The sequence below is a fragment of the Azospirillum argentinense genome (assembly GCF_000632475.1).
Lineage (GTDB): Bacteria > Pseudomonadota > Alphaproteobacteria > Azospirillales > Azospirillaceae > Azospirillum > Azospirillum baldaniorum.
In genome coordinates, this window is record NZ_CP007797.1 from 512501 (window position 1) to 530672 (window position 18172).

At 69.6% G+C, this 18172-nt stretch carries 15 protein-coding genes and 1 pseudogene; 12 read left to right on the top strand and 4 right to left on the bottom strand.

Going from position 1 to position 18172, the window contains the following annotated elements:
• Positions 1–153: 153 nt before the first annotated feature.
• Complete coding sequence (locus tag ABAZ39_RS31600) at positions 154–1068, top strand: lytic transglycosylase domain-containing protein (RefSeq protein WP_040138440.1); 915 nt, start codon at positions 154–156, stop codon at positions 1066–1068.
• Between the two features lie 90 nt (positions 1069–1158).
• Here ABAZ39_RS31600 and ABAZ39_RS31605 read toward each other — a convergent pair whose 3' ends face one another.
• Positions 1159–1536, bottom strand: a complete 378-nt coding sequence (locus tag ABAZ39_RS31605) for a hypothetical protein (RefSeq protein WP_040138252.1) — start codon at positions 1534–1536, stop codon at positions 1159–1161.
• A gap of 262 nt (positions 1537–1798) precedes the next feature.
• Between ABAZ39_RS31605 and ABAZ39_RS31610 the strand changes: the two genes are divergently transcribed.
• A complete protein-coding gene (locus ABAZ39_RS31610) occupies positions 1799–2224 on the top strand; it encodes a hypothetical protein (protein ID WP_014200085.1) in 426 nt (141 codons plus the stop codon).
• A 138-nt stretch (positions 2225–2362) separates the two neighbouring features.
• Positions 2363–2707 carry a hypothetical protein gene (locus ABAZ39_RS31615; RefSeq protein WP_247881802.1) on the top strand — a complete coding sequence of 115 codons (345 nt, stop codon included), beginning with the start codon at positions 2363–2365 and terminating at the stop codon, positions 2705–2707.
• A gap of 81 nt (positions 2708–2788) precedes the next feature.
• Here ABAZ39_RS31615 and ABAZ39_RS31620 read toward each other — a convergent pair whose 3' ends face one another.
• A complete protein-coding gene (locus ABAZ39_RS31620) occupies positions 2789–4861 on the bottom strand; it encodes a cellulase family glycosylhydrolase (protein ID WP_040138254.1) in 2073 nt (690 codons plus the stop codon).
• Positions 4862–5251: 390 nt separating this feature from the next.
• Between ABAZ39_RS31620 and ABAZ39_RS31625 the strand changes: the two genes are divergently transcribed.
• Positions 5252–5662 (top strand): hypothetical protein, encoded by a 411-nt coding sequence (locus tag ABAZ39_RS31625; RefSeq protein WP_247881803.1) that lies wholly within the window; start codon positions 5252–5254, stop codon positions 5660–5662.
• Positions 5663–5718: 56 nt separating this feature from the next.
• Here ABAZ39_RS31625 and ABAZ39_RS31630 read toward each other — a convergent pair whose 3' ends face one another.
• Positions 5719–6069, bottom strand: coding sequence for a hypothetical protein (locus ABAZ39_RS31630; RefSeq protein ID WP_040138256.1), 351 nt, complete (start codon positions 6067–6069; stop codon positions 5719–5721).
• Between the two features lie 251 nt (positions 6070–6320).
• Between ABAZ39_RS31630 and ABAZ39_RS31635 the strand changes: the two genes are divergently transcribed.
• The 8 genes and pseudogenes from ABAZ39_RS31635 (at position 6321) to ABAZ39_RS31670 (ending at position 15881) form a co-directional block, all read left to right on the top strand.
• Complete coding sequence (locus tag ABAZ39_RS31635; RefSeq protein WP_040138257.1) at positions 6321–7583, top strand: GTP cyclohydrolase II; 1263 nt, start codon at positions 6321–6323, stop codon at positions 7581–7583.
• Positions 7580–8788: a URC4/urg3 family protein gene (locus ABAZ39_RS31640; protein WP_040138258.1), complete on the top strand. Its 1209-nt coding sequence runs from the start codon at positions 7580–7582 to the stop codon at positions 8786–8788. The genes ABAZ39_RS31635 and ABAZ39_RS31640 overlap by 4 nt, the downstream gene beginning before the upstream one ends.
• A 29-nt stretch (positions 8789–8817) precedes the next feature.
• Positions 8818–9453 (top strand): uracil phosphoribosyltransferase, encoded by a 636-nt coding sequence (gene upp / locus ABAZ39_RS31645; RefSeq protein WP_040138259.1) that lies wholly within the window; start codon positions 8818–8820, stop codon positions 9451–9453.
• 148 nt (positions 9454–9601) lie between these two features.
• Positions 9602–10606 carry a BMP family protein gene (locus ABAZ39_RS31650; protein ID WP_040138260.1) on the top strand — a complete coding sequence of 335 codons (1005 nt, stop codon included), beginning with the start codon at positions 9602–9604 and terminating at the stop codon, positions 10604–10606.
• Between the two features lie 224 nt (positions 10607–10830).
• Positions 10831–12377: pseudogene (locus tag ABAZ39_RS31655) on the top strand (ABC transporter ATP-binding protein).
• Positions 12378–12613: 236 nt separating this feature from the next.
• The gene (locus ABAZ39_RS31660) at positions 12614–13663 is read left to right on the top strand and encodes an ABC transporter permease (protein WP_014200097.1); all 1050 of its coding nucleotides are present in this window, start codon (positions 12614–12616) and stop codon (positions 13661–13663) included.
• Between the two features lie 5 nt (positions 13664–13668).
• The gene (locus tag ABAZ39_RS31665; protein ID WP_040138261.1) at positions 13669–14592 is read left to right on the top strand and encodes an ABC transporter permease; all 924 of its coding nucleotides are present in this window, start codon (positions 13669–13671) and stop codon (positions 14590–14592) included.
• Positions 14592–15881, top strand: coding sequence for an amidohydrolase family protein (locus ABAZ39_RS31670; protein ID WP_040138262.1), 1290 nt, complete (start codon positions 14592–14594; stop codon positions 15879–15881). Before ABAZ39_RS31665 ends, ABAZ39_RS31670 begins: the two co-directional genes overlap by 1 nt.
• A 51-nt stretch (positions 15882–15932) precedes the next feature.
• Here the strand turns inward: ABAZ39_RS31670 and ABAZ39_RS31675 are convergent, their stop codons facing one another.
• Complete coding sequence (locus ABAZ39_RS31675) at positions 15933–17996, bottom strand: methyl-accepting chemotaxis protein (protein WP_040138263.1); 2064 nt, start codon at positions 17994–17996, stop codon at positions 15933–15935.
• Positions 17997–18172: the final 176 nt, after the last annotated feature.

An 18172-nucleotide genomic window follows, 5' to 3' on the forward strand; every position in this document is an offset into this window, starting at 1 on the left:
TTTCATCAACCCGCATTTTTTCTGAAACGCCAGCGTCACAATGAACCATTGGTCACAGACAGGGCCATTCAGGATTTGAGGGAAATGTGCAATCTTGCCGTCCCGGTCACCCACCGGTCATCCGATCGATCGTCACAACAGGTGGACGGCACTGTGCGTTTCAGAAAATCGCTCCTGACGGCGGCCCTTCTGTCCGGCCTTCTCGCGGCGTGCGCCAGCGATCCGTCATCCTCCTCCCGCGACACCAACATCGACGCCCATATATCGGAGGCCTCGCGCCGCTTCGGGATGCCGGAGCAGTGGATTCGCGAGGTCATCCGCCAGGAGAGCGGCGGGCGCACCATGATGAACGGGCGCCCCATCACCAGCCATGCCGGCGCCATGGGTCTGATGCAGGTGATGCCGGTGACCTATTCGGAGATGCGCCGCAAGCACGGGCTGGGCTCCGACCCGTATCACCCGCGCGACAACATCCTGGCGGGGACCGCCTATCTCAGGGAGATGTACGACCTGTTCGGGTCGCCGGGCTTCCTCGGCGCCTACAATTGCGGACCGGGCTGCTACGCCGATTATCTGGCCGGCAACCGCCGCCTGCCCGGCGAGACGCGGCGCTACATCGCGTCGGTGTCGCCGCGCCTGGAGGGAGGCACCACCGGCGGCACGGTGGAAGTCGCCAGCCTGCCCGCCACGCAGCCCTCGCCCATTTCCGCCGCCCCGGCCCCGGTGGTTCCGGTGACTCCGGTGCCGGCCCCACCGGTCGCTCCCCTGCCCCCGCCGGTCATCGCGGCCACGCCGCTGCCGGTGAAGGTCGCCGCCGCGGGCGGCTGGACCGTCCAGCTCGGCGCCTTCCGGTCGCCCGACGACAGCGCCCGCATCATCGACCGGGCGCGCCGGTCCATGCCGGGAACGCTGAGCCGCACGGAGCGGGTGGTGCAGACGGTGGACACGCAGAACGGGCCGCTCTACCGCGCCCGGCTGACCGGCCTGACGCAACAGGACGCGGCGCAGAGCTGCGCCGGCCTGACGGGCATGGGCATGGCCTGCTTCGTGGTACCCCCGGGCGCATAAGCGCCCGGTACTCCAATAACAAGCGCGTAAGCGCCCGGTATTCCAATGACGGGCGCGTAAGCGCCCGGCATCACCAGGCTGGACGCGGGATCAGATGTCGAGCGGCAGGGAGTCGAGATCCAGGCCGAGGCGGCGGACGATCTCCGCCGCCGTGTTCAGGTTGGTCTCGAACTTCCAGGTCTGGCCGTTGGGGCGGTATTCGTTGACGTTGGGGCGCCCGTTCGCGAAGCGGTAGGGCTGCACGCTGTACCAGCGGGCATCGCTCATGCCGATCCCCTGCTCCGCGGCGTAGGATTCGGCAGCCTGCGGCCACATGATGCCGCCGGGCTGGGTGGGCTGGTCGCTGTCCAGGAAAGCGACGATGCGGACGCCATTCAGTTCGAAGTCCACGCGCTGTTTCACACCACCGCCGGTGGAATTGTCGGGGACGGACGCGGCCGAATTCTGCGGCACTGTTACCTTTTCCATGACCTATAGCTCCGATTTGTCTGACAGCGTATAGGCAGTGGCGCACCGGAACCAGAGGCAAAATGCTCCGACCAGCCCCGCCGGCTTGCAAAAGCGGCGGCCGCGTCCCGCGGAAGGTGCCGAGGCGGCGATGCACACGGCTTTCGTCATAACCTGCGATCGAAGAATTACCGCGGGCGGGCCATCGTTGGGGATTCCCACGGACCGTGCGATGCGCTAGATTCGGTTTTGGTTTTGTTCGCAGCCACCATCCCTGGTCAGAATGGCCCGCCTCATCGACCGTCCCGCCGAACATCAGGACCGTTCCATCGCCCCCAGCCCTGCCGCTCCGCGGTGCGAGCATTGCGGGCGGCCGCACGGCCATACGTTGCGCTGTTTGCCGGACGGCCGCTGGCTGTCGCCCGACGGGATCTGGTTCAGCGACGAAGGCGACCCGGCCCCCTGGCCGGACGTGGTCGAGTATGCCGGGGTCCGGACCTCGCGCAGCATCGTCGGACAATACCGCCGCGCCGCGGCGATCGAACGGTCCGCCGAAAAGGCGATGGCCGAGAAGGCGATGGAACGGCGGTGGCTGTGCCGGCGTTGTCATATGGTCACCGCGCGCGACGAGCATCGGCGCGTCACCCGGACCCGGTCCCTGATGCGCCTCGCGCTCGGCGACCTGTTCGAGGGAACCTACACCATCTGAAGGGCTGCTCGGCCCTTCCGGGGAAAGAAAGCCAGACATTCCATGCAGAACGGACATTCGACGCGCCGCGGGACCGAGCCGCGGCGTACGGTGGGGGACTCCGCTTCGCGCCCCGCGAGGCCGGTCGATCCGGTCGTGATGGCTCTGAACCTGCTGAACGGTTCCCGCACCCGGACGGCGCTTCTGAAAGCCGTGGAGGAACGGGTGAAGACGGATGCGGAGGAACGCCGCCGCTTCGCCGCCGCCGCCGGGCGGGTGCAGGGCGCTACGGGCGAGCAGGCGCTGACCCAGGCGGTCGGCAATTACCTGCGCGACCTGTCCCGCCTTCCCGAAGCCGGGCGCAGCGGGCCCTATCTGTGGCTGGCCGAGACGGTCGCCATCCTGGCCGGCGGCGGGCGTCCGGGACAGCCGGCCAGCCTCTTCCGTGACCCGCGGGCCGAGGCGGAAGCGCTGTTCCGCCCGCGCGGAGCGGCCTCGGCGTAACGGCGGCGCTGGAAAACGGGAGAAGCCCGGCGCCGGAGATTCTCCGATGCCGGGCGCTTCCTCAACGGACCACGCGTGCGATCAGGCGATGGTGCCGTCGAACAGGGCCGGTTCGATGGCGTGCATCTTCGCCGTGTTCACCGCCCAGTCGTCGGTCATGATGCCGCCGGTGTCGCCCGAGCCGGGGCTCCAGGCCCAGTAGGTGAAGCTGACGCCCTGGTCGCCCGCCGCCAGGTCGGACTTGCCGTCGCCGTTGTAGTCGCCGTCCATGTACTTGACCATGGCGTCGAGCCACTGCTTGTCCTGGCTGGTCTCCAGCTTGGTGCCGAACTCGCCGACCAGGACCGGCGCGATGTCCTTCTGGACGATCCAGCCCCAGGCGTCCGTCCAGATGTCCTTCATGTTGTTCGGATAGCTGGGGTCGTTGAACCAGCCGAAGCCGGCCATCGACGGCGGGTAGTCGTGGACGGAATAGACCAGCTTGTTGTCGACGTTGAAGTCGACCGGGTTGGTCTTCACGCCGTCCAGGTTGCCGCCCCACCAGTAGGTGCCCTCGGACGAGTTCTCGACGCCCTCGACGATCAGCAGCCAGTTCGGGTTGACCGACTGCACGGCGTTGCCGATGCGCTCCGCCGCGGCCTTCCAGTCGGTGGCCTGGTTGCCGTCACCCCAGGTGGCTTGGCCGTGCGGCTCGTTGTGCAGGTCGGCGGCGACGACCGACGGGTTGTCGGCGTAGCGCTGGGCCAGCATCTTCCAGTTTTCGATCATCTTCGATTCCGGGTACTGGTCGGTGTACCAGAGCCCGTTCTCGTTGGCCGAGGCACCGTCGCCGGAGCGGTGGTGGTCGAGGATGATCTTCATGCCGGTCTGATCGGCGTATTCGATGATCTTGTCGAACACCTCGAGGCTGGTCTTGCCCTGAAGCTCCGGGTTCTTCGAATAGTCGATGCCGGTCGGCATGCGGCCGTTGTCCAGCATGGCGTCCGACCAGGGCAGGCGGATGGTGTTGAACCCCTGGTCCTGCATCTGGTTCATGATGTTCTTGTAGCTGTCCTGCCACAAGCCCTGCGGGGCGAAGGCATAGCCCTCCGCACCGAACCAGTTGACGCCGGTCAGCTTCACGTTGTTGCCGGCGCTGTCGACGATCTGGCTGCCTTCGGTGTGCAGGTAGCCGCTGCTTGACCCGGCCCCGCTGTCGGTGGAGGGGGTGGTCACCGGGGCGGCCGGCGTCGTGCTCGGCGACGTGGAGGGCGCGGAGGCGGAGCCGGAGGTGAACAGGCCCTTGTCGGCCTCCACCACCAGCGTGCCGTTCCACCACAGGTCGGCCTGCCCCTTGATGACGTCCTTGCCGTCGAGCGCGCCCTTGTCGTAGCTGACCGCGGAGCCGGTCGGGGCGTATTCGTGGCCGTTGATGGTCACGCTGCCGACGTGCAGGTTGCGGTCCTGGCCGTTCACCGTGGCGTCGTTGTCGTACTGGACCTGGATCTTGTGCGCCTGATCGGCGGCCAGATCGGTCTTGAAGGAGAAGTCCTTGGACTCGGTGCCGGCCGTGCCCTCACCGATCTTCTTGCCGTCCGCCAGCACCGTGAAGTGCGCGTTCTGGCCCGCCGCGGCGGTGCCGCGGGCGTTGATGGTGATGGTCGAGGAGCCGGTGGCGGCGGAGGCGTCGCTGCCGCCCGTGGCGGCGCTGTCGGCCTCCGGCGCGGCGGGGGTGCTGCCGGACGTGGCCGTATTGGTGGCCGTGTCGGGCGTGGCACCGTAGAGCGACGCCGGGGTGGAGAAGCTCAGCGCCCCGTTCCACCACAGGCCTTCCTGGCCGGCCATGGTCCCGCCGGCATCGTCGTGCCGCTCGTAGCTCGCGTCGGTCGGGCTCAGCGTGTGGCCGTTGATGACGATGGACTTGATGCCCAGGTCGCGGTTCGACCCTGCGTTCACATCGTCGTTGTCATAAACAACCTGGACTTTGTGTGCCTGACCAGAGGAAACGTCAACGTCGAATGTATAGGCTTTCGGCTCGGCCGAGCCCACCGACGCCTGACCAACATCCTTGCCGTCGATCATCAGACGAAAGTGAGGATTCACAGCGTCCGAAGAGGTGCCATAGGCGTTCACGACGATTTTGGACTTGGTCAAACCAGTGGAGGTCGTCGCCATTTGTCTATTCCATTGCGGTTTCGATGGCTAGACCGTGGCTCCAGATGGTTAATGAGATACTAACAATTCCTTTAAAATGAATTAACCATTTGTGGCAAATAGGAGCGGCCGACCGCAGGCATTGCCTGATGCGGCGGCGCAACAGCAGGCCAGCCCTGGGTTTGCGGGGGACGTGCCGGGGACACCGCCGCCGCCCTCGCGCAGGACCGTTCGGTGCCCGTGCCCCAGTCTGGTCACAGGCGGGAGGTCACCCCATTCACATCCGGGATGCCCCCATCGTCCCGGTATGGACAGCGTGGTGCGAGCCGGCGCGGAGTCCGCCCTTCCGAAGTGTCAACCCGTGGGCGAAGCCGCGCGTGCTACACTGTGCGCCACGACGGATGGTGGATGATGACGAGCATGAGGATGGTGGCGGCGCTTTGGACAGCGGCTTTGGCGACAGCCCTGGCAACCGCGCTTGCCAGCGCGCCGGCTCAGGCGTCTCCGGCCCCCGCCATGGGGCAGAGCGTGTCGCTGGTAACCACCAGCGGGTCAGCCACTTTCAAGCTGTGCCGCAACTGGGTCTTCACCCACACCTGCCGCGAGTACGGCAACGTGCCGGTGCCGGCGCGCATCGCGGCGGGCGATTCGTTTGAAATCACCTTCGGCAGCAACCCGAAGACGATGTGGTTCCGGGTCAAGGCCGTCCTGCTTCAGGACGGACGTTGCTTGCTGATCCCCAAGCACGAGGACATGCCCGCCAAGGGCGAGGACGAGCCGGTGGACATGCTGATCGTGGACCCCTGCCGCGTCCTGCGATGAAGGTCCTGCGGTAAAGGCGCGCCCGGTCGCGGGCCGCCTTCCGCAGGACGGCGGACTCAGCGCAGCGGGATGTTCATCTGCACGCTGAGACCCGGGGCGGGCGCGTAATAGACCGGCGGCGGCGGTGCGTAGACCACACGCGGGGCCGGGGCGTAGTAGACGGGCGGCGGGCGGCGCATCACCACGACCGGCGGAGGCGGCTCGTAAATCACCACGGGGCCGTGGTCGCGGTGGTGATGCTTGTGCTTGTGCTTCTTCCAGCGCCCATGGTCGTCGGCCATGGCCGGAGCAGCCAGCGCCACGGTCAGCACCAAGCCTCCCAGCGCCACGCCCCAGCCACGCTTGCCGGGCACACGCTTGCCGAAACCACCATTGCCTGAATGGCCCGCGCCTGAGTGGACGGACATTCCCTGCATCCTTTTTCTGCGATCGGTTGACCCGATCCTAACAGCAGATCGTGTGCCCAAGCTCTGGCTCCAACCATCCGCGCTGGGACAAATTTCGGGCACCCCTTATTCCCCGAAGGTGGTGCCCCCCGGCGGAAATGGCGGGTCGAAAACCGAACGAACGTCAGAGGTTGCGGCCATTCGATTTGGTGTTCGCAGGCGCCGAAACTGTGTCACACTGTCGCATGGTGAATGGCATCGGGAGCGTCCGTATGGAAAGCCGCCGCAACCAGCCGCAACGTCACATCGTTCTCGCCTCGCACCCGACCGGCGGCGCCAAGCCGCGCTACACCCCGGTCCACTGGGGCGCCCCCACCGCTGCGGAGCGCGGGCCGGTCGTCGCCTCCCTCTCCGATCCGGCGCAGCGCAATTCCATCGGCGCCCACGCCGGCAGCTATGCGGTCTACCGGGCGCTCGCCGTCGCGGCGGGTCAGCTCAGCGCCTATCACGTGCCGGACCTGACCAACACCGCCCCGGCGGAGCCCATCGGCCCGCACCCGCAATGGGGCGATCCGGAGAAGATCGTCTCCATCGATCCCTTCGGCCACATGGTCAGCGAGGCCTTCGGCGATCATCTGGCGCGCGGTGTCGACGTCCGCCCGACCATCGCCGTGACCAAGGCGCGCATCAAGATGCCGGAACTGGTGGACGCCATGCGCGCCGGGCGGCTGGCGGCGGACGGCCAGATCCTGCTGCCCAGCGGCGACGCCCGCGTGACCAAGGTCGCCATCGAGCCGGTGTGGTTCCTCCCCGGCATCGCCAAGCGCTTCGGCATCACCGAGAGCGCGCTGCGCCGCGGCCTGTTCGAGCACACCGGCAGCATGTTCCCGGAGCTGGTGACCCGCCCCGACCTGAAGGTCTTCCTGCCGCCGATCAACGGGCTGACCGTCTACATCCTGGGCGACGTGGCGGCGCTGACCGACCCGGCGCGCAAGGTGACCTGCCGGGTCCATGACGAGTGCAACGGGTCGGACGTCTTCGGCTCCGACATCTGCACCTGCCGCCCCTACCTGACCCACGGCGTCGAGGAGTGCATCCGCACCGCCCAGGAGAACGGCGCCGGCCTGGTCATCTACAACCGCAAGGAAGGGCGCGCCCTCGGCGAAGTGACCAAGTTCCTGGTCTACAACGCGCGCAAGCGCCAGCCCGGCGGTGACCGCGCGGAGGCCTATTTCGAGCGGACGGAGTGCGTGGCCGGCGTTCAGGACATGCGCTTCCAGGAACTGATGCCCGACGTCTTCCACTGGCTGGGCGTCACCCGCATCGACCGCATGGTGTCGATGAGCAACATGAAGTCCGACGCCATCCGCCGCGCCGGCATCGAGATTGTCGAGCAGATCCCGATCCCGGAGGAGCTGATCCCCGACGACGCCAAGGTGGAGATGGACGCCAAGAAGGCCGCCGGCTACTTCACCCCCGCCGTGCCGACCGCGGAGGAGTTGACCGTCGCCAAGGGCCGGGGGCTGACCGATTGAGCGCCGTCAGCGACGACAATGTGGGGTGGCTGCTCTCCGCCAACGCGGTGCGCCAGCGCGCCCACGCGATCCTGGCGAAGGCCGAGCACGGCGACCTCGCCCATTTCGAGCTTCGCCCGGAGCGGCTGCTCGATGCCGCCGCCCTGGTCGCCGCGGTAACGCGGGAGTCCTACCCGGACCTCGACGTTCCCTACCACAGCCGCTGGCGGCACTTCGTGGTGAACGGCGACGACCGCTGGGCGACGCTTGCCGCCGGGTTGAGGGCGGACGCCGACGAGACCGCGCGCATCCGCTTCGACCTCGCGGTGACCAGCGTTCTGCTCGACGCCGGGGCGGGCGACCGCTGGCGCTACCGCGACGCCGCGGGGGTGGAGCTGGCCCGCTCCGAAGGGTTGGCCATCGCCAGCTTCGACCTGTTCCGCTCCGGCGGCTTTGCCGACGATCCAGTCCACGCCCCTCTGCGCGCCGACGCGGCGGCCCTGTCCGCCATGACCGAGACGGCGCTCGCCCGTGGCTTCCAAGCCGGGCCGGACAACCCGCTGGTCGGGTTGGAGGGGCGCGCCGCCCTGCTGCGCCGTCTGGGAAGCGCGCTGACTGCCGCGCCCGACCTGTTCGGCACGCCGGGGCGGGTCGGCACCCTCTACGACGCGCTGAAGTCGCGGGCCGTGGACGGGACGCTTCCCGCCTCCGCCATCCTCGACGCGGTGCTGCGCGGGCTGGGGCCGATCTGGCTGGGCCGGATCGAGCGCGGCGGCGTCAATCTCGGCGATACCTGGACTCATTCGGCGGTCGGCCTCGTCCCCTTCCACAAGCTGTCGCAATGGCTCAGCTACTCGCTGGTCGAGCCGCTGGAGGCGGCGGGCATCGCCGTCACCGGGCTGGACCGGCTGACCGGCCTGCCGGAATACCGCAATGGCGGGCTGCTGGTGGACAGCGGCGTTCTGGTGCCCAAGGACGCGCGCCTTCTCACCGACGAGTTGGAGGTGGGGGACGAGGCGGTGGTGGAGTGGCGCGCCCTGACCGTCGCCCTGCTCGACCGCCTCGCCGACGACGTGCGCGCCCGTCTGGGCGTGCCCGCGGAGAGCTTCCCGCTCGCCAAGGTTCTCCAGGGCGGGACCTGGACCGCCGGACGCCGGATCGCCCGCGAGCGCCGCCCCGGCGGCGGCCCGCCGATCCGCATCCGCAGCGACGGAACCGTCTTCTGATGTGACGCCAACCACCCGAAGGGTTGCCCATGCCCATTCCGACACTCACCGTCATCGACCATCCTCTGGTCCAGCACAAGCTGACCCTTCTGCGGCGGCGGGAGACCCCCACCGCCCGGTTCCACGAGGTGATGCGGGAGGTGTCACAGCTGATGGGTTACGAGCTGACGCGCGACCTTCCCCTGGAGGACCGCTCGGTGGAAACGCCGCTGGCCAGCTTCGACGCGCCGTTGCTGACCGGCAAGAAGCTGTGCCTCGTCTCCATCCTGCGGGCCGGGCAAGGGCTGCTGGACGGCATGCGCACGCTGCTGCCGTCGGCCCGCATCGGGCATATCGGCCTCTACCGCGACCAGGAGACGCTGACCCCCGTCGAGTATTTCTTCAAGGTGCCGGAGGACATCGAGGAGCGGATGGTCATCCTGGTCGATCCCATGCTCGCCACCGGCCACACGGCGGTCGCGGCGGTGCACCGGCTGAAGGACGCGGGTGCGGCTTCGATCAAGCTGGCGGTGCTGGTGGCCGCCCCGGAGGGCCTGCGCACCTTCCACGACGCGCACCCCGACGTGCCGGTCTTCACCGCCGCGGTGGACGAGCGGCTGGACGAGAACGGCTACATCCTCCCCGGCCTGGGCGACGCGGGCGACCGGCTTTACGGCACCCGCTGAGAATCGTTGCCGCCCTTTTGGTCACATGCCACCCTGCCGACCCGTGAGAGCCGCAGCAGGGCTGACGCGCACGGAATGGCATTGCCGTTGCAACGCCTCTGCTGCATTTCTGAGCTGAAACAGCAAAGCAGACGGAGGGGGTTGCAAAATGGGGAATCTGTTGGGCGTGGCGCGGCGCGCCGTCCTGTGCGGCGCGGCGGCGGCCGCCGTCGCGGCGATGGCTCTGCCCGCCTGGGCCCAGTCGAAGGTCAAGGTCGCCGGCATCTACACCGTGCCGATCGAGCAGCAGTGGGTCAGCCGCATCCACACCGCCCTGAAGGCCGCCGAGGCCCGCGGCGAGATCGAGTATGTCTGGGCCGAGTCGGTCGCCAACACCGATTATGAGCGCGTGATGCGCCAGTACGCCGAGGGCGGCCAGCAGCTCGTCTTCGGCGAGGTCTTCGGCGTCGAGCGCGCAGCCCGCGCCGTCGCGAAGGACTATCCCAAGACCGCCTTCGTCATGGGCTCCAGCTTCAAGCCGCAGGAGCCGAACTTCTCGGTCTTCGACAACTACATCCAGGAGCCGGCCTATTTGACCGGCATGATCGCGGGTGCGGTGTCCAAGTCAAACGTCATCGGCATGGTCGGCGGCTACCCGATCCCGGAGGTGAACCGCCTGATGAACGCCTTCATGGAGGGCGCCAAGGAGGTGAACCCGAACGTGAAGTTCATGGTCAGCTTCATCGGCTCCTGGTTCGACCCGCCGAAGGCCAAGGAAGCCGCCTTCGCCATGATCGACCGCGGCGCCGACGTGATGTACGCCGAGCGCTTCGGCGTGTCCGACGCCGCCAAGGAGCGCAAGGTCCTGGCCATCGGCAACGTCATCGACACCCAGCCGCAGTACCCGGACACGGTGGTCGCCAGCGCGCTGTGGCACATGGAGCCGTCGGTGGACCGCGCCATCGCCGCCGTGAAGGCAGGTAATTACAAGGCCGAGGATTACGGTCCCTACAGCCAGATGGTCCACAAGGGCTCCAGCCTCGCCCCGCTCGGCACCTTCGAGGGCAAGGTGCCCGCCGATGTGGTGGCCAAGGTGAAGGCCCGCGAGCAGGAGATCCTCGACGGCAAGTTCACCGTGAAGGTGAACGACAACGAGCCCAAGTCGACGATGTGATCCACATTTCCTTCTCCCTCCTGTGAGGGAGGCCATCGAACCCTCTCCCCTCTGGGGAGAGGGTGGCCCGAAGGGCCGGTGAGGGGGTTGCGCTTTTGCCGGACGTGCCGAGACGCGCGCGCTTTTGCCGGACGTGCCGAGACGCGCAACCCCCTCACCCTAACCCTCTCCCCGGAGGGGAGAGGGAATATGTTTCTTGCCTCCCCGGCACCCCGCGGACATCCATGACATCACCCCCCATCGTCCTCCGCCTCTCCGGCATCACGAAGCGGTTCGGGCCGCTCGTCGCCAACGAGTCCATCTCGCTGACGCTCCACAAGGGCGAGGTGCTGGCCCTGCTGGGCGAGAACGGCGCCGGCAAGACGACTCTGATGAACATCCTGTTCGGCCATTACGTGGCCGACGAGGGCAGCATCGAGGCGTTCGGCCAGCCGCTTCCCCCCGGTTCCCCCGCGCGGCGCTGGCCGCCGGGATCGGCATGGTCCACCAGCACTTCACGCTCGCCGACAACCTGTCGGTGCTCGACAACATCGCCGTGGGCACGGAGTCGCTATGGCGACCGCGCTCCAACCGCGCCGCCGCCAAGGCCAAGCTGCTCGACCTCGCCCGCCGCTTCGGACTGGAGGTGCGGCCCGACGCGCTGGTCGGCGACCTGTCGGTGGGCGAGCGGCAGCGGGCCGAGATCCTGAAGGCGCTGTACCGCGACGCCCGCGTCCTGATCCTGGACGAGCCGACCGCGGTGCTGACCCCGCAGGAATCCGCCAGCCTGTTCGACACGCTGCGCCGCCTGACCGCCGACGGCCTGGCGGTGGTCTTCATCAGCCACAAGATGAACGAGGTCTTCGCGGCCAGCGACACCGTCGCCGTGCTGCGCGGCGGGCGCCTCGTCGCCACCCGCAGGACCGCCGAGACCGACCGCGAGGAGCTGGCCGAGCTGATGGTCGGGCGCGCCCTGAAGCCGCCTACCCCCGCCCCGCTGGAGCCGGGCGAGCCGGTGCTGACGCTGTCCGGCGTCACCGTCGCCTCCGGCCACGGGCGCCCGCTGCTCGACGGCGTGGACCTGACCGTGCGCCGTCGTCAGATCGTCGGCATCGCCGGCGTGTCGGGCAACGGACAGACCGCGCTGGCCGAGCTGATCAGCGGCCTGATCCACCCCGACTCCGGCACCATGGCGCTGAAGGGAGAAGCCGCCGGGAACGCCAGCCCGGCGGGGATGGTCCGGCGCGGCGTCGCCCGCATCCCGGAGGACCGGCATGCCGCCGGCCTCGTCGGCGCCATGGCGGTGTGGGAAAACCTGATCGCCGAGCGCTACCACGACCCCGCCTTCCAGCGCTTTGGCCTGATTCGCCGGGGGGCTGCCCGCGCCTACGCCGAGGAGGTGATCGAGGCGTTCGACGTGCGCTGCCCGGGGCCGGACGCCCGCACGCAGCTGCTGTCCGGCGGCAACATGCAGAAGCTGATCCTGGGCCGCACGCTGGCCCACGGGCCGGACCTGATCCTGGCGAGCCAGCCTACCCGCGGCCTGGACGTCGGCGCGGTATCCTACGTCCATGGGCGGCTGCTGGAGGCCCGCGCCGCCGGGGCCGGGGTGCTGGTGATCTCCGAGGATCTGGACGAGATCCTGGCGCTGGCTGACGGCATCACCGTCGCCTATCACGGGCGCCTCACCCCCGTTCTGCCCCACGGCCGCGTGTCGGTCCGCCAGCTCGGCCTGCTGATGGCCGGGCATTGGGAGATTTTGCCGGAGATCGTCGGGGAGGGCGTCCAGTGAACCGACACCGTCCACCGTCATTGCCGCGAAGGGGCACTGCCGGCGCCGTTGCCCCTCCCCGACCCTCCCCCGCGTTGCGGAAGAGGGTGCCTTGGGCGAAGCGGCGGCAGTCCCCTCCACCTCGAAGAGGGGGAGGGTTGCGGCAGTCCCCTCCACCTCGAAGAGGGGGAGGGTTAGGGAGGGGGCAGCGGCGGTGCCTGAATGCCGCCGCAGGGAAAACGAACAAGGAAAAAACCATGCGGCTTGAACCGCGAGAGCATACCCCGCTGGCCGCCCGCCTGCTGGCGCCCGTGGCGGCGGTGGTGGCGGCGCTGGCGCTCTGCGCGCTGCTGGTCGCCTGGACCGGCGCGCCGGTGCTGCGCGCCTACGGCCTGCTGCTGGAGGGAGCCGCCGGCTCCCGCTTCGCCCTGACCGAGACGCTGACCCGCGCCACCCCGCTGATCCTCACCGGCCTCGCCGCCGCCGTCGCCTTCCGCGCCAAGCTGTGGAACATCGGGGCGGAGGGGCAGCTCTACATGGGCGCGCTCGCCGCCGTCGTGCTGGGCGGCGGGATGCTGGACCTGCCGGCCTGGCTGCTGCTGCCGACCGTGATGATCGCCGGGGCCGCCGCCGGGGGCGCCACGCTGCTCGGCCCCGCCGTGCTGAAGGTGCGCTTCGGCGTGGACGAGGTGGTGACCACGCTGCTGCTGAACTTCATCGTCCTGCTGCTCGTCTCCATGCTTTTGGAAGGCGCGCTGAAGGACCCCATGGGCATGGGCTGGCCGCAGTCCGCCCCCGTCGTCGAAGCCGCCGAGCTGCCCAAGCTGGTCGAGCGCACGCGGCTGCACACCGGCCTGCTGGTCGCGCTGGGCCTGTCGGCCCTGCTCTGGCTGATCGACACCAGGACCATCTGGGGCTACGAGAACCGGGCGGTCGGCGCCAACCCGCGCGCCGCGGCCTTCGCCGGCATGCCGGTGACCCGCGTCATGCTGCGCACCGCCCTGCTGTCCGGCGGGCTGGCCGGTCTGGCCGGGGTGATCGAGGTCTGCGGGCTGAAGGGCTACCTGACGCTCGACCTGTCGCCTGGCTTCGGCTACAGCGGCATCGTCGTCGCCATGCTGGCGCAGTTGCACCCGGTGGGCGTGGTCGGAGCCGCGGTCTTCATCGCCGGCATCTTCGTCGGCGCCGACGCCATGAGCCGCGCCATGCCGGTGCCCAACTACATCGCCGACGTGCTCGTCGCCACCAGCCTGTTGTGCATGCTGGTCGCCGGGCTGCTGACGCGCTACCGGCTGCGGCGGGGGTGAGCGCCATGGAGCTGTTGCAAACGATCCTCGACATCCTGGTCTCCGCCGCCTTCTGGACGGCGGTGCTGCGCATCGCCACCCCCTACATCCTGGGCACGCTGGGCGAGCTGCTGTGCGAGCGGGCGGGCGTGCTGAACCTCGGCATCGAGGGCATCATGACGATGGGCGCCATGGCCGGCTGGATGGCCGTCTACCAGGGCGCCGACCTGTGGACCGGCGTGCTGGTGGCGGCGCTGTGCGGCGGGCTGATGGGGCTGCTGCACGCCACCCTGACGGTGCCGCTGGGCCTGTCGCAGCATGTGGCGGGCATCGGCGTCACCCTGCTCGGCACCAGCCTGTCCTACTTCGTCTACCGCCTCGTCCTGCCGCAGGCGAGCACCCCGCCGACGATCGAGCCGTTCCAGCCGCTGGACCTGCCCGGCGCGCTGGCCCAGACGCCGATGACCTACATGGCGCTGATCCTCGTCGCCGTGGTCGCCTACGTCCTCTACCGCACGCCGGTCGGGCTGGCGGTGCGCATGGTCGGCGAGAATCCGGCGGCGGCGGAGGCCCAGGGCCTGAGCGTCACCGCGGTGCGCATCGGCGCGGTGGTGGCGGGAAGCGCGCTGATGGCGCTGGCCGGGGCCTTCCTCACCCTGTCGGCCTTCAACGCCTTCTTCTTCAACATGGTCAACGGGCGCGGCTGGATCTGCATCGCGCTGGTCGTCTTCGCCTCCTGGCGACCCGGCAAGGCGCTGCTGGGCGCGGTGCTGTTCGCCGCCTTCGACGCGCTGCAATTGCGGCTTCAGCAGGTGGCGGGGGGCGTCCTGCCCTACCAGCTGTTCCTGATGATGCCCTACCTGTTGAGCATCCTGGCGCTGGTGCTGGTGGCGCGCCGCGCCTCCTACCCGCGGGCGCTGATGATCCCGTACCGCAAAGGAGAACGCTGATGTTCGATCTGATCCTGCGCCGCGCCACGCTGCCCGACGGCCGCACCGGCATGGACATCGGCGTCCGCGAGGGCCGCATCGCCGCGGTGGAAAAGGACCTGCCCGGTCCCGCCGGGGAGGAGATCGACGCGACGGGCCGGCTGGTCACGCCGCCCTTCGTCGATTCGCACTTCCACATGGACTCCACGCTCAGCTACGGCCTGCCCCGGGTCAACCGCTCCGGCACGCTGCTGGAGGGCATCGCGCTGTGGGGCGAGCTGAAGCCGCAACTCGTCCAGGACGCCATCGTCGAGCGGGCGCTAGCCTATTGCGACTGGGCGGTGGCGCGTGGCCTGCTGGCGATCCGCAGCCATGTGGACATCTGCGACCCGCGCCTGCTGGCCGTGGAATCGCTGCTGGAGGTCAAGCGGCGGGTCGCCCCCTACCTGGACCTGCAGCTCGTCGCCTTCCCCCAGGACGGCGTCCTGCGCGCGCCCGGCGCGGTGGAGCTGCTGAAACGCGCGCTCGACATGGGCGTGGACGTGGTCGGCGGCATCCCGCATTTCGAGCGGACGATGGCCGACGGTGCCGCCTCCGTGAAGCTGCTTTGCGAGATCGCGGCGGAGCGCGGGCTTCTGGTCGACATGCATTGCGACGAGTCGGACGACCCGCTGTCCCGCCATGTCGAGACGCTGGCCTACGAGACGCAGCGGCTGGGGATGCAGGGCCGGGTGACCGGTTCGCACCTTACCTCCATGCATTCCATGGACAACTACTACGTCTCCAAGCTGATCCCGCTGATGGTCGAGGCGAAGCTCGGCGTCATCGCCAACCCGCTCATCAACATCACGCTCCAGGGCCGCCACGACACCTATCCCAAGCGCCGCGGCATGACCCGCGTGCCGGAGCTGATGGGTGCCGGCCTGACCGTCGCGCTGGGCCACGACTGCGTGATGGACCCCTGGTACCCGCTCGGCTCCGGCGACATGCTGGAGGTCGCGCACATGGGCCTGCATGTCGGGCAGATGACCGGCTATGACGGGATGCTCGCCTGCTTCCGCGCGGTGACCGAGGCGCCGGCCAAGCTGCTGCACCTCGACGGCTACGGGCTGGAGGTGGGCTGCCACGCCGATCTGGTGGTGCTCCAGGCCGCCGACCCGGTGGAGGCGATCCGCACCCGCGCCACCCGCCTGTTCGTCCTGCGCCGCGGCGCCGTGGTCAGCCGCTGCGCCCCGGTGGAGGCCCAGCTTTCCCTGCCGGGCCGCCCGGAGTCGGTGTCCTTCACCCTGCCTACGGCGCGGGCGCGGTAACGTCCCGCAATCCTTCCCTCTCACTTCCGGGGAGATGGAAGGACCCGCGGATCACGCCTTGTGGACACCGGCGATGAAGCGGTCGATTTCGCGCGCCAGTTCCTTGGACTGACCGGCCACCCCGGCGGCGGCGGCGAGGAGCTGGTCGGCGGCGGCGCCCGTATCGCCCGCCCCGGCCCGGATCTCGCCCATGCCGCCGCTGACCTCGCGGGCGCCGTCGGCGGCCTGCAGGACGCTGCGGGCGATGTCGCGGGTGGCGGCGGACTGCTGGTCCACCGCCGCCGCGATGCCGGACGCGATGCGGCTGACCTGGGCGATGGTCTGGCTGATGCCGCGCACCGCCTCCACCGCCTCGCCCGTTGCGTCGCGGATGCCCTTGATCTGGCCGACGATGTCCTCGGTCGCGCGGGCGGTCTGGTTGGCCAGGCTCTTGACCTCTCCAGCGACCACCGCGAACCCCTTTCCCGCCTCACCCGCACGGGCCGCCTCGATGGTGGCGTTGAGCGCCAGCAGGTTGGTCTGGCCGGCGATGTCGTTGATCAGGCCGACGACGGCGCCGATCCGCTCCGCGCTGTCGGCCAGCACGACGACCGCCGAGTCGGCGCGCTTCACGTCGGCCACCGCCGCCTCGGCGATGCGGGCGGACTCGCCCACCTGCTGCCCGATCTCCTCCACCGAGGCCGACAGCTCCTCGGTCGCGGCGGCGGCGGTCTGCACGTTGTCCGCGGCGGAATGGGCGGAGAGCGTCATCCGCTCCGACCGGCCGTGGGTCTGCTCGGCGATGCCGGTGAGGGCGCGGGCGGTGGATTCGAGCTGCTGCGCCGCCGAGGCCAGCGCCCCGGTCAGGCCGCCCGCCCGCTCCTCGAACCCGCGCTGCAGGTCGAGGAGGGTGGCGGTCCGCGCCTCCCTGGCGCGCCACTCCGCCTCCTGCTGGCGGCCCAGGTCGCGGGCCTGCACCAGCCCCTGCTTGAACACCCCGACCGCGCGGGCCATGGCGCCCGCCTCGTCCTTGCGGTCGGCGCCGGGGATGGCGGCGTCCAGATCGCCGGCGGCCAGCCGGTCCATGGTGACGGTCAGCCCGGCGATCGGCCGGGCGATGCCGTCGCCCACCCGCCACGCCACCAGACCGCCGAGCAGGATGCAGCCCACCCCGACCAGGACGGTCAGCAGGGTCAGCCGGTTGGCATCGGCCATCACGCTGGCCTGCGGCGCGGCGACCAGGAACGACCACGCGCCGTCGGCGCCGGTGAAGCGCACCGGCGACAGGCGCAGGTAATAGGGGGCACCGCCGAGCGTGACGACGCCGTCGTAGGCCCGCCCCTCGGCGATGGCGCGGCGCGCCTCCTCCGGCAGGTCGTCGGCGGGATGGGACAGGCGGCCGGCGTCGGGATGGGCCACATAGACCCCGGCGCCGGTGAGCACCGCCGCGTGGCCGTCGCCATAGGGCTTCACCCGGCGGACCAGATCGGTCAGTCCGCTCAGCGTCAGGTCGACGCCGGCGACGCCGATCACCCGGTCGCCGTCCTTCACCGGTGCTGCGGCGCTGGTCATCAGCGTCTTGGTCAGATCGTCCAGATAGGGTTCGGTCAGCACCGGCTTCCCGGCCGCGGCGGCGGCCCGGTAATATTCCTTCTCCTTCACGTCGGAGAAGGGATAGCCCTCGCTGTCGTCGGCCTTGGGGCCGGGCAGCCACAGCAGGCTCATCCGCCCGGTGCCGGGCAGCCCCAGAATCTCGGCGGCGCGGTCCAGCCCGGCTACCTCGCGGTCGCGCCCGTCGAAGCCGTCGTCAGCCATGTCCACCCACACCCCGGCGTAGAGGGGGCCGACCGCCATCAGGCGGTTGAGGTAGCGGTTGACCGTCTCCCGGCGCGGGGCGCCGGTGGAGCGTTCCACCTCCACCAGCGCGGCGGTGGAACGGGCGTCGGCCAGGGCGGCGGAGATGTCGGCGGCCACCCGCGCGCCGTGATGGTCGGCGGTTTCGGCCACCAGGGTCGTGACCGCCCGCTCCGCGGCGTCGCGCGACAGGAACAGGGAAACCGAGGTGACCGCCGCCGCTCCCACGGCCAGGACAGCGGTCATGCCGATGATGATCTTGGTTCTGAAACGCCCCGTCATGCCCCTACCCTGTTCGAGCCGCCGCCCCGGATCAGAGGCGGTCGGCCATCTTGGCACACCGAAAACCGAACGGCCATATCTGCCGGCTACGGATCATCCGCCGGCTCAACGGTGGCGAGCGCCCGCCCTCCCCCTCATCCGCCACGGACGAGGCGGGTGCCGGTTTTATACCGGAG

Bases quoted from the DNA above. Each gene is read 5' to 3' on its own strand.
- ABAZ39_RS31605 (WP_040138252.1), bottom strand. From the start codon at position 1,536: ATGGAAAAGGTAACAGTGCCGCAGAATTCGGCCGCGTCCGTCCCCGAC.
- ABAZ39_RS31630 (WP_040138256.1), bottom strand. From the start codon at position 6,069: ATGTCCGTCCACTCAGGCGCGGGCCATTCAGGCAATGGTGGTTTCGGC.
- ABAZ39_RS31610 (WP_014200085.1), top strand. From the start codon at position 1,799: ATGGCCCGCCTCATCGACCGTCCCGCCGAACATCAGGACCGTTCCATC.
- ABAZ39_RS31675 (WP_040138263.1), bottom strand. From the start codon at position 17,996: ATGACGGGGCGTTTCAGAACCAAGATCATCATCGGCATGACCGCTGTC.
- ABAZ39_RS31620 (WP_040138254.1), bottom strand. From the start codon at position 4,861: ATGGCGACGACCTCCACTGGTTTGACCAAGTCCAAAATCGTCGTGAAC.
- ABAZ39_RS31635 (WP_040138257.1), top strand. From the start codon at position 6,321: ATGGAAAGCCGCCGCAACCAGCCGCAACGTCACATCGTTCTCGCCTCG.
- ABAZ39_RS31665 (WP_040138261.1), top strand. From the start codon at position 13,669: ATGGAGCTGTTGCAAACGATCCTCGACATCCTGGTCTCCGCCGCCTTC.
- ABAZ39_RS31670 (WP_040138262.1), top strand. From the start codon at position 14,592: ATGTTCGATCTGATCCTGCGCCGCGCCACGCTGCCCGACGGCCGCACC.
- ABAZ39_RS31615 (WP_247881802.1), top strand. From the start codon at position 2,363: ATGGCTCTGAACCTGCTGAACGGTTCCCGCACCCGGACGGCGCTTCTG.
- upp (WP_040138259.1), top strand. From the start codon at position 8,818: ATGCCCATTCCGACACTCACCGTCATCGACCATCCTCTGGTCCAGCAC.
- ABAZ39_RS31625 (WP_247881803.1), top strand. From the start codon at position 5,252: ATGACGAGCATGAGGATGGTGGCGGCGCTTTGGACAGCGGCTTTGGCG.
- ABAZ39_RS31660 (WP_014200097.1), top strand. From the start codon at position 12,614: ATGCGGCTTGAACCGCGAGAGCATACCCCGCTGGCCGCCCGCCTGCTG.
- ABAZ39_RS31650 (WP_040138260.1), top strand. From the start codon at position 9,602: ATGGGGAATCTGTTGGGCGTGGCGCGGCGCGCCGTCCTGTGCGGCGCG.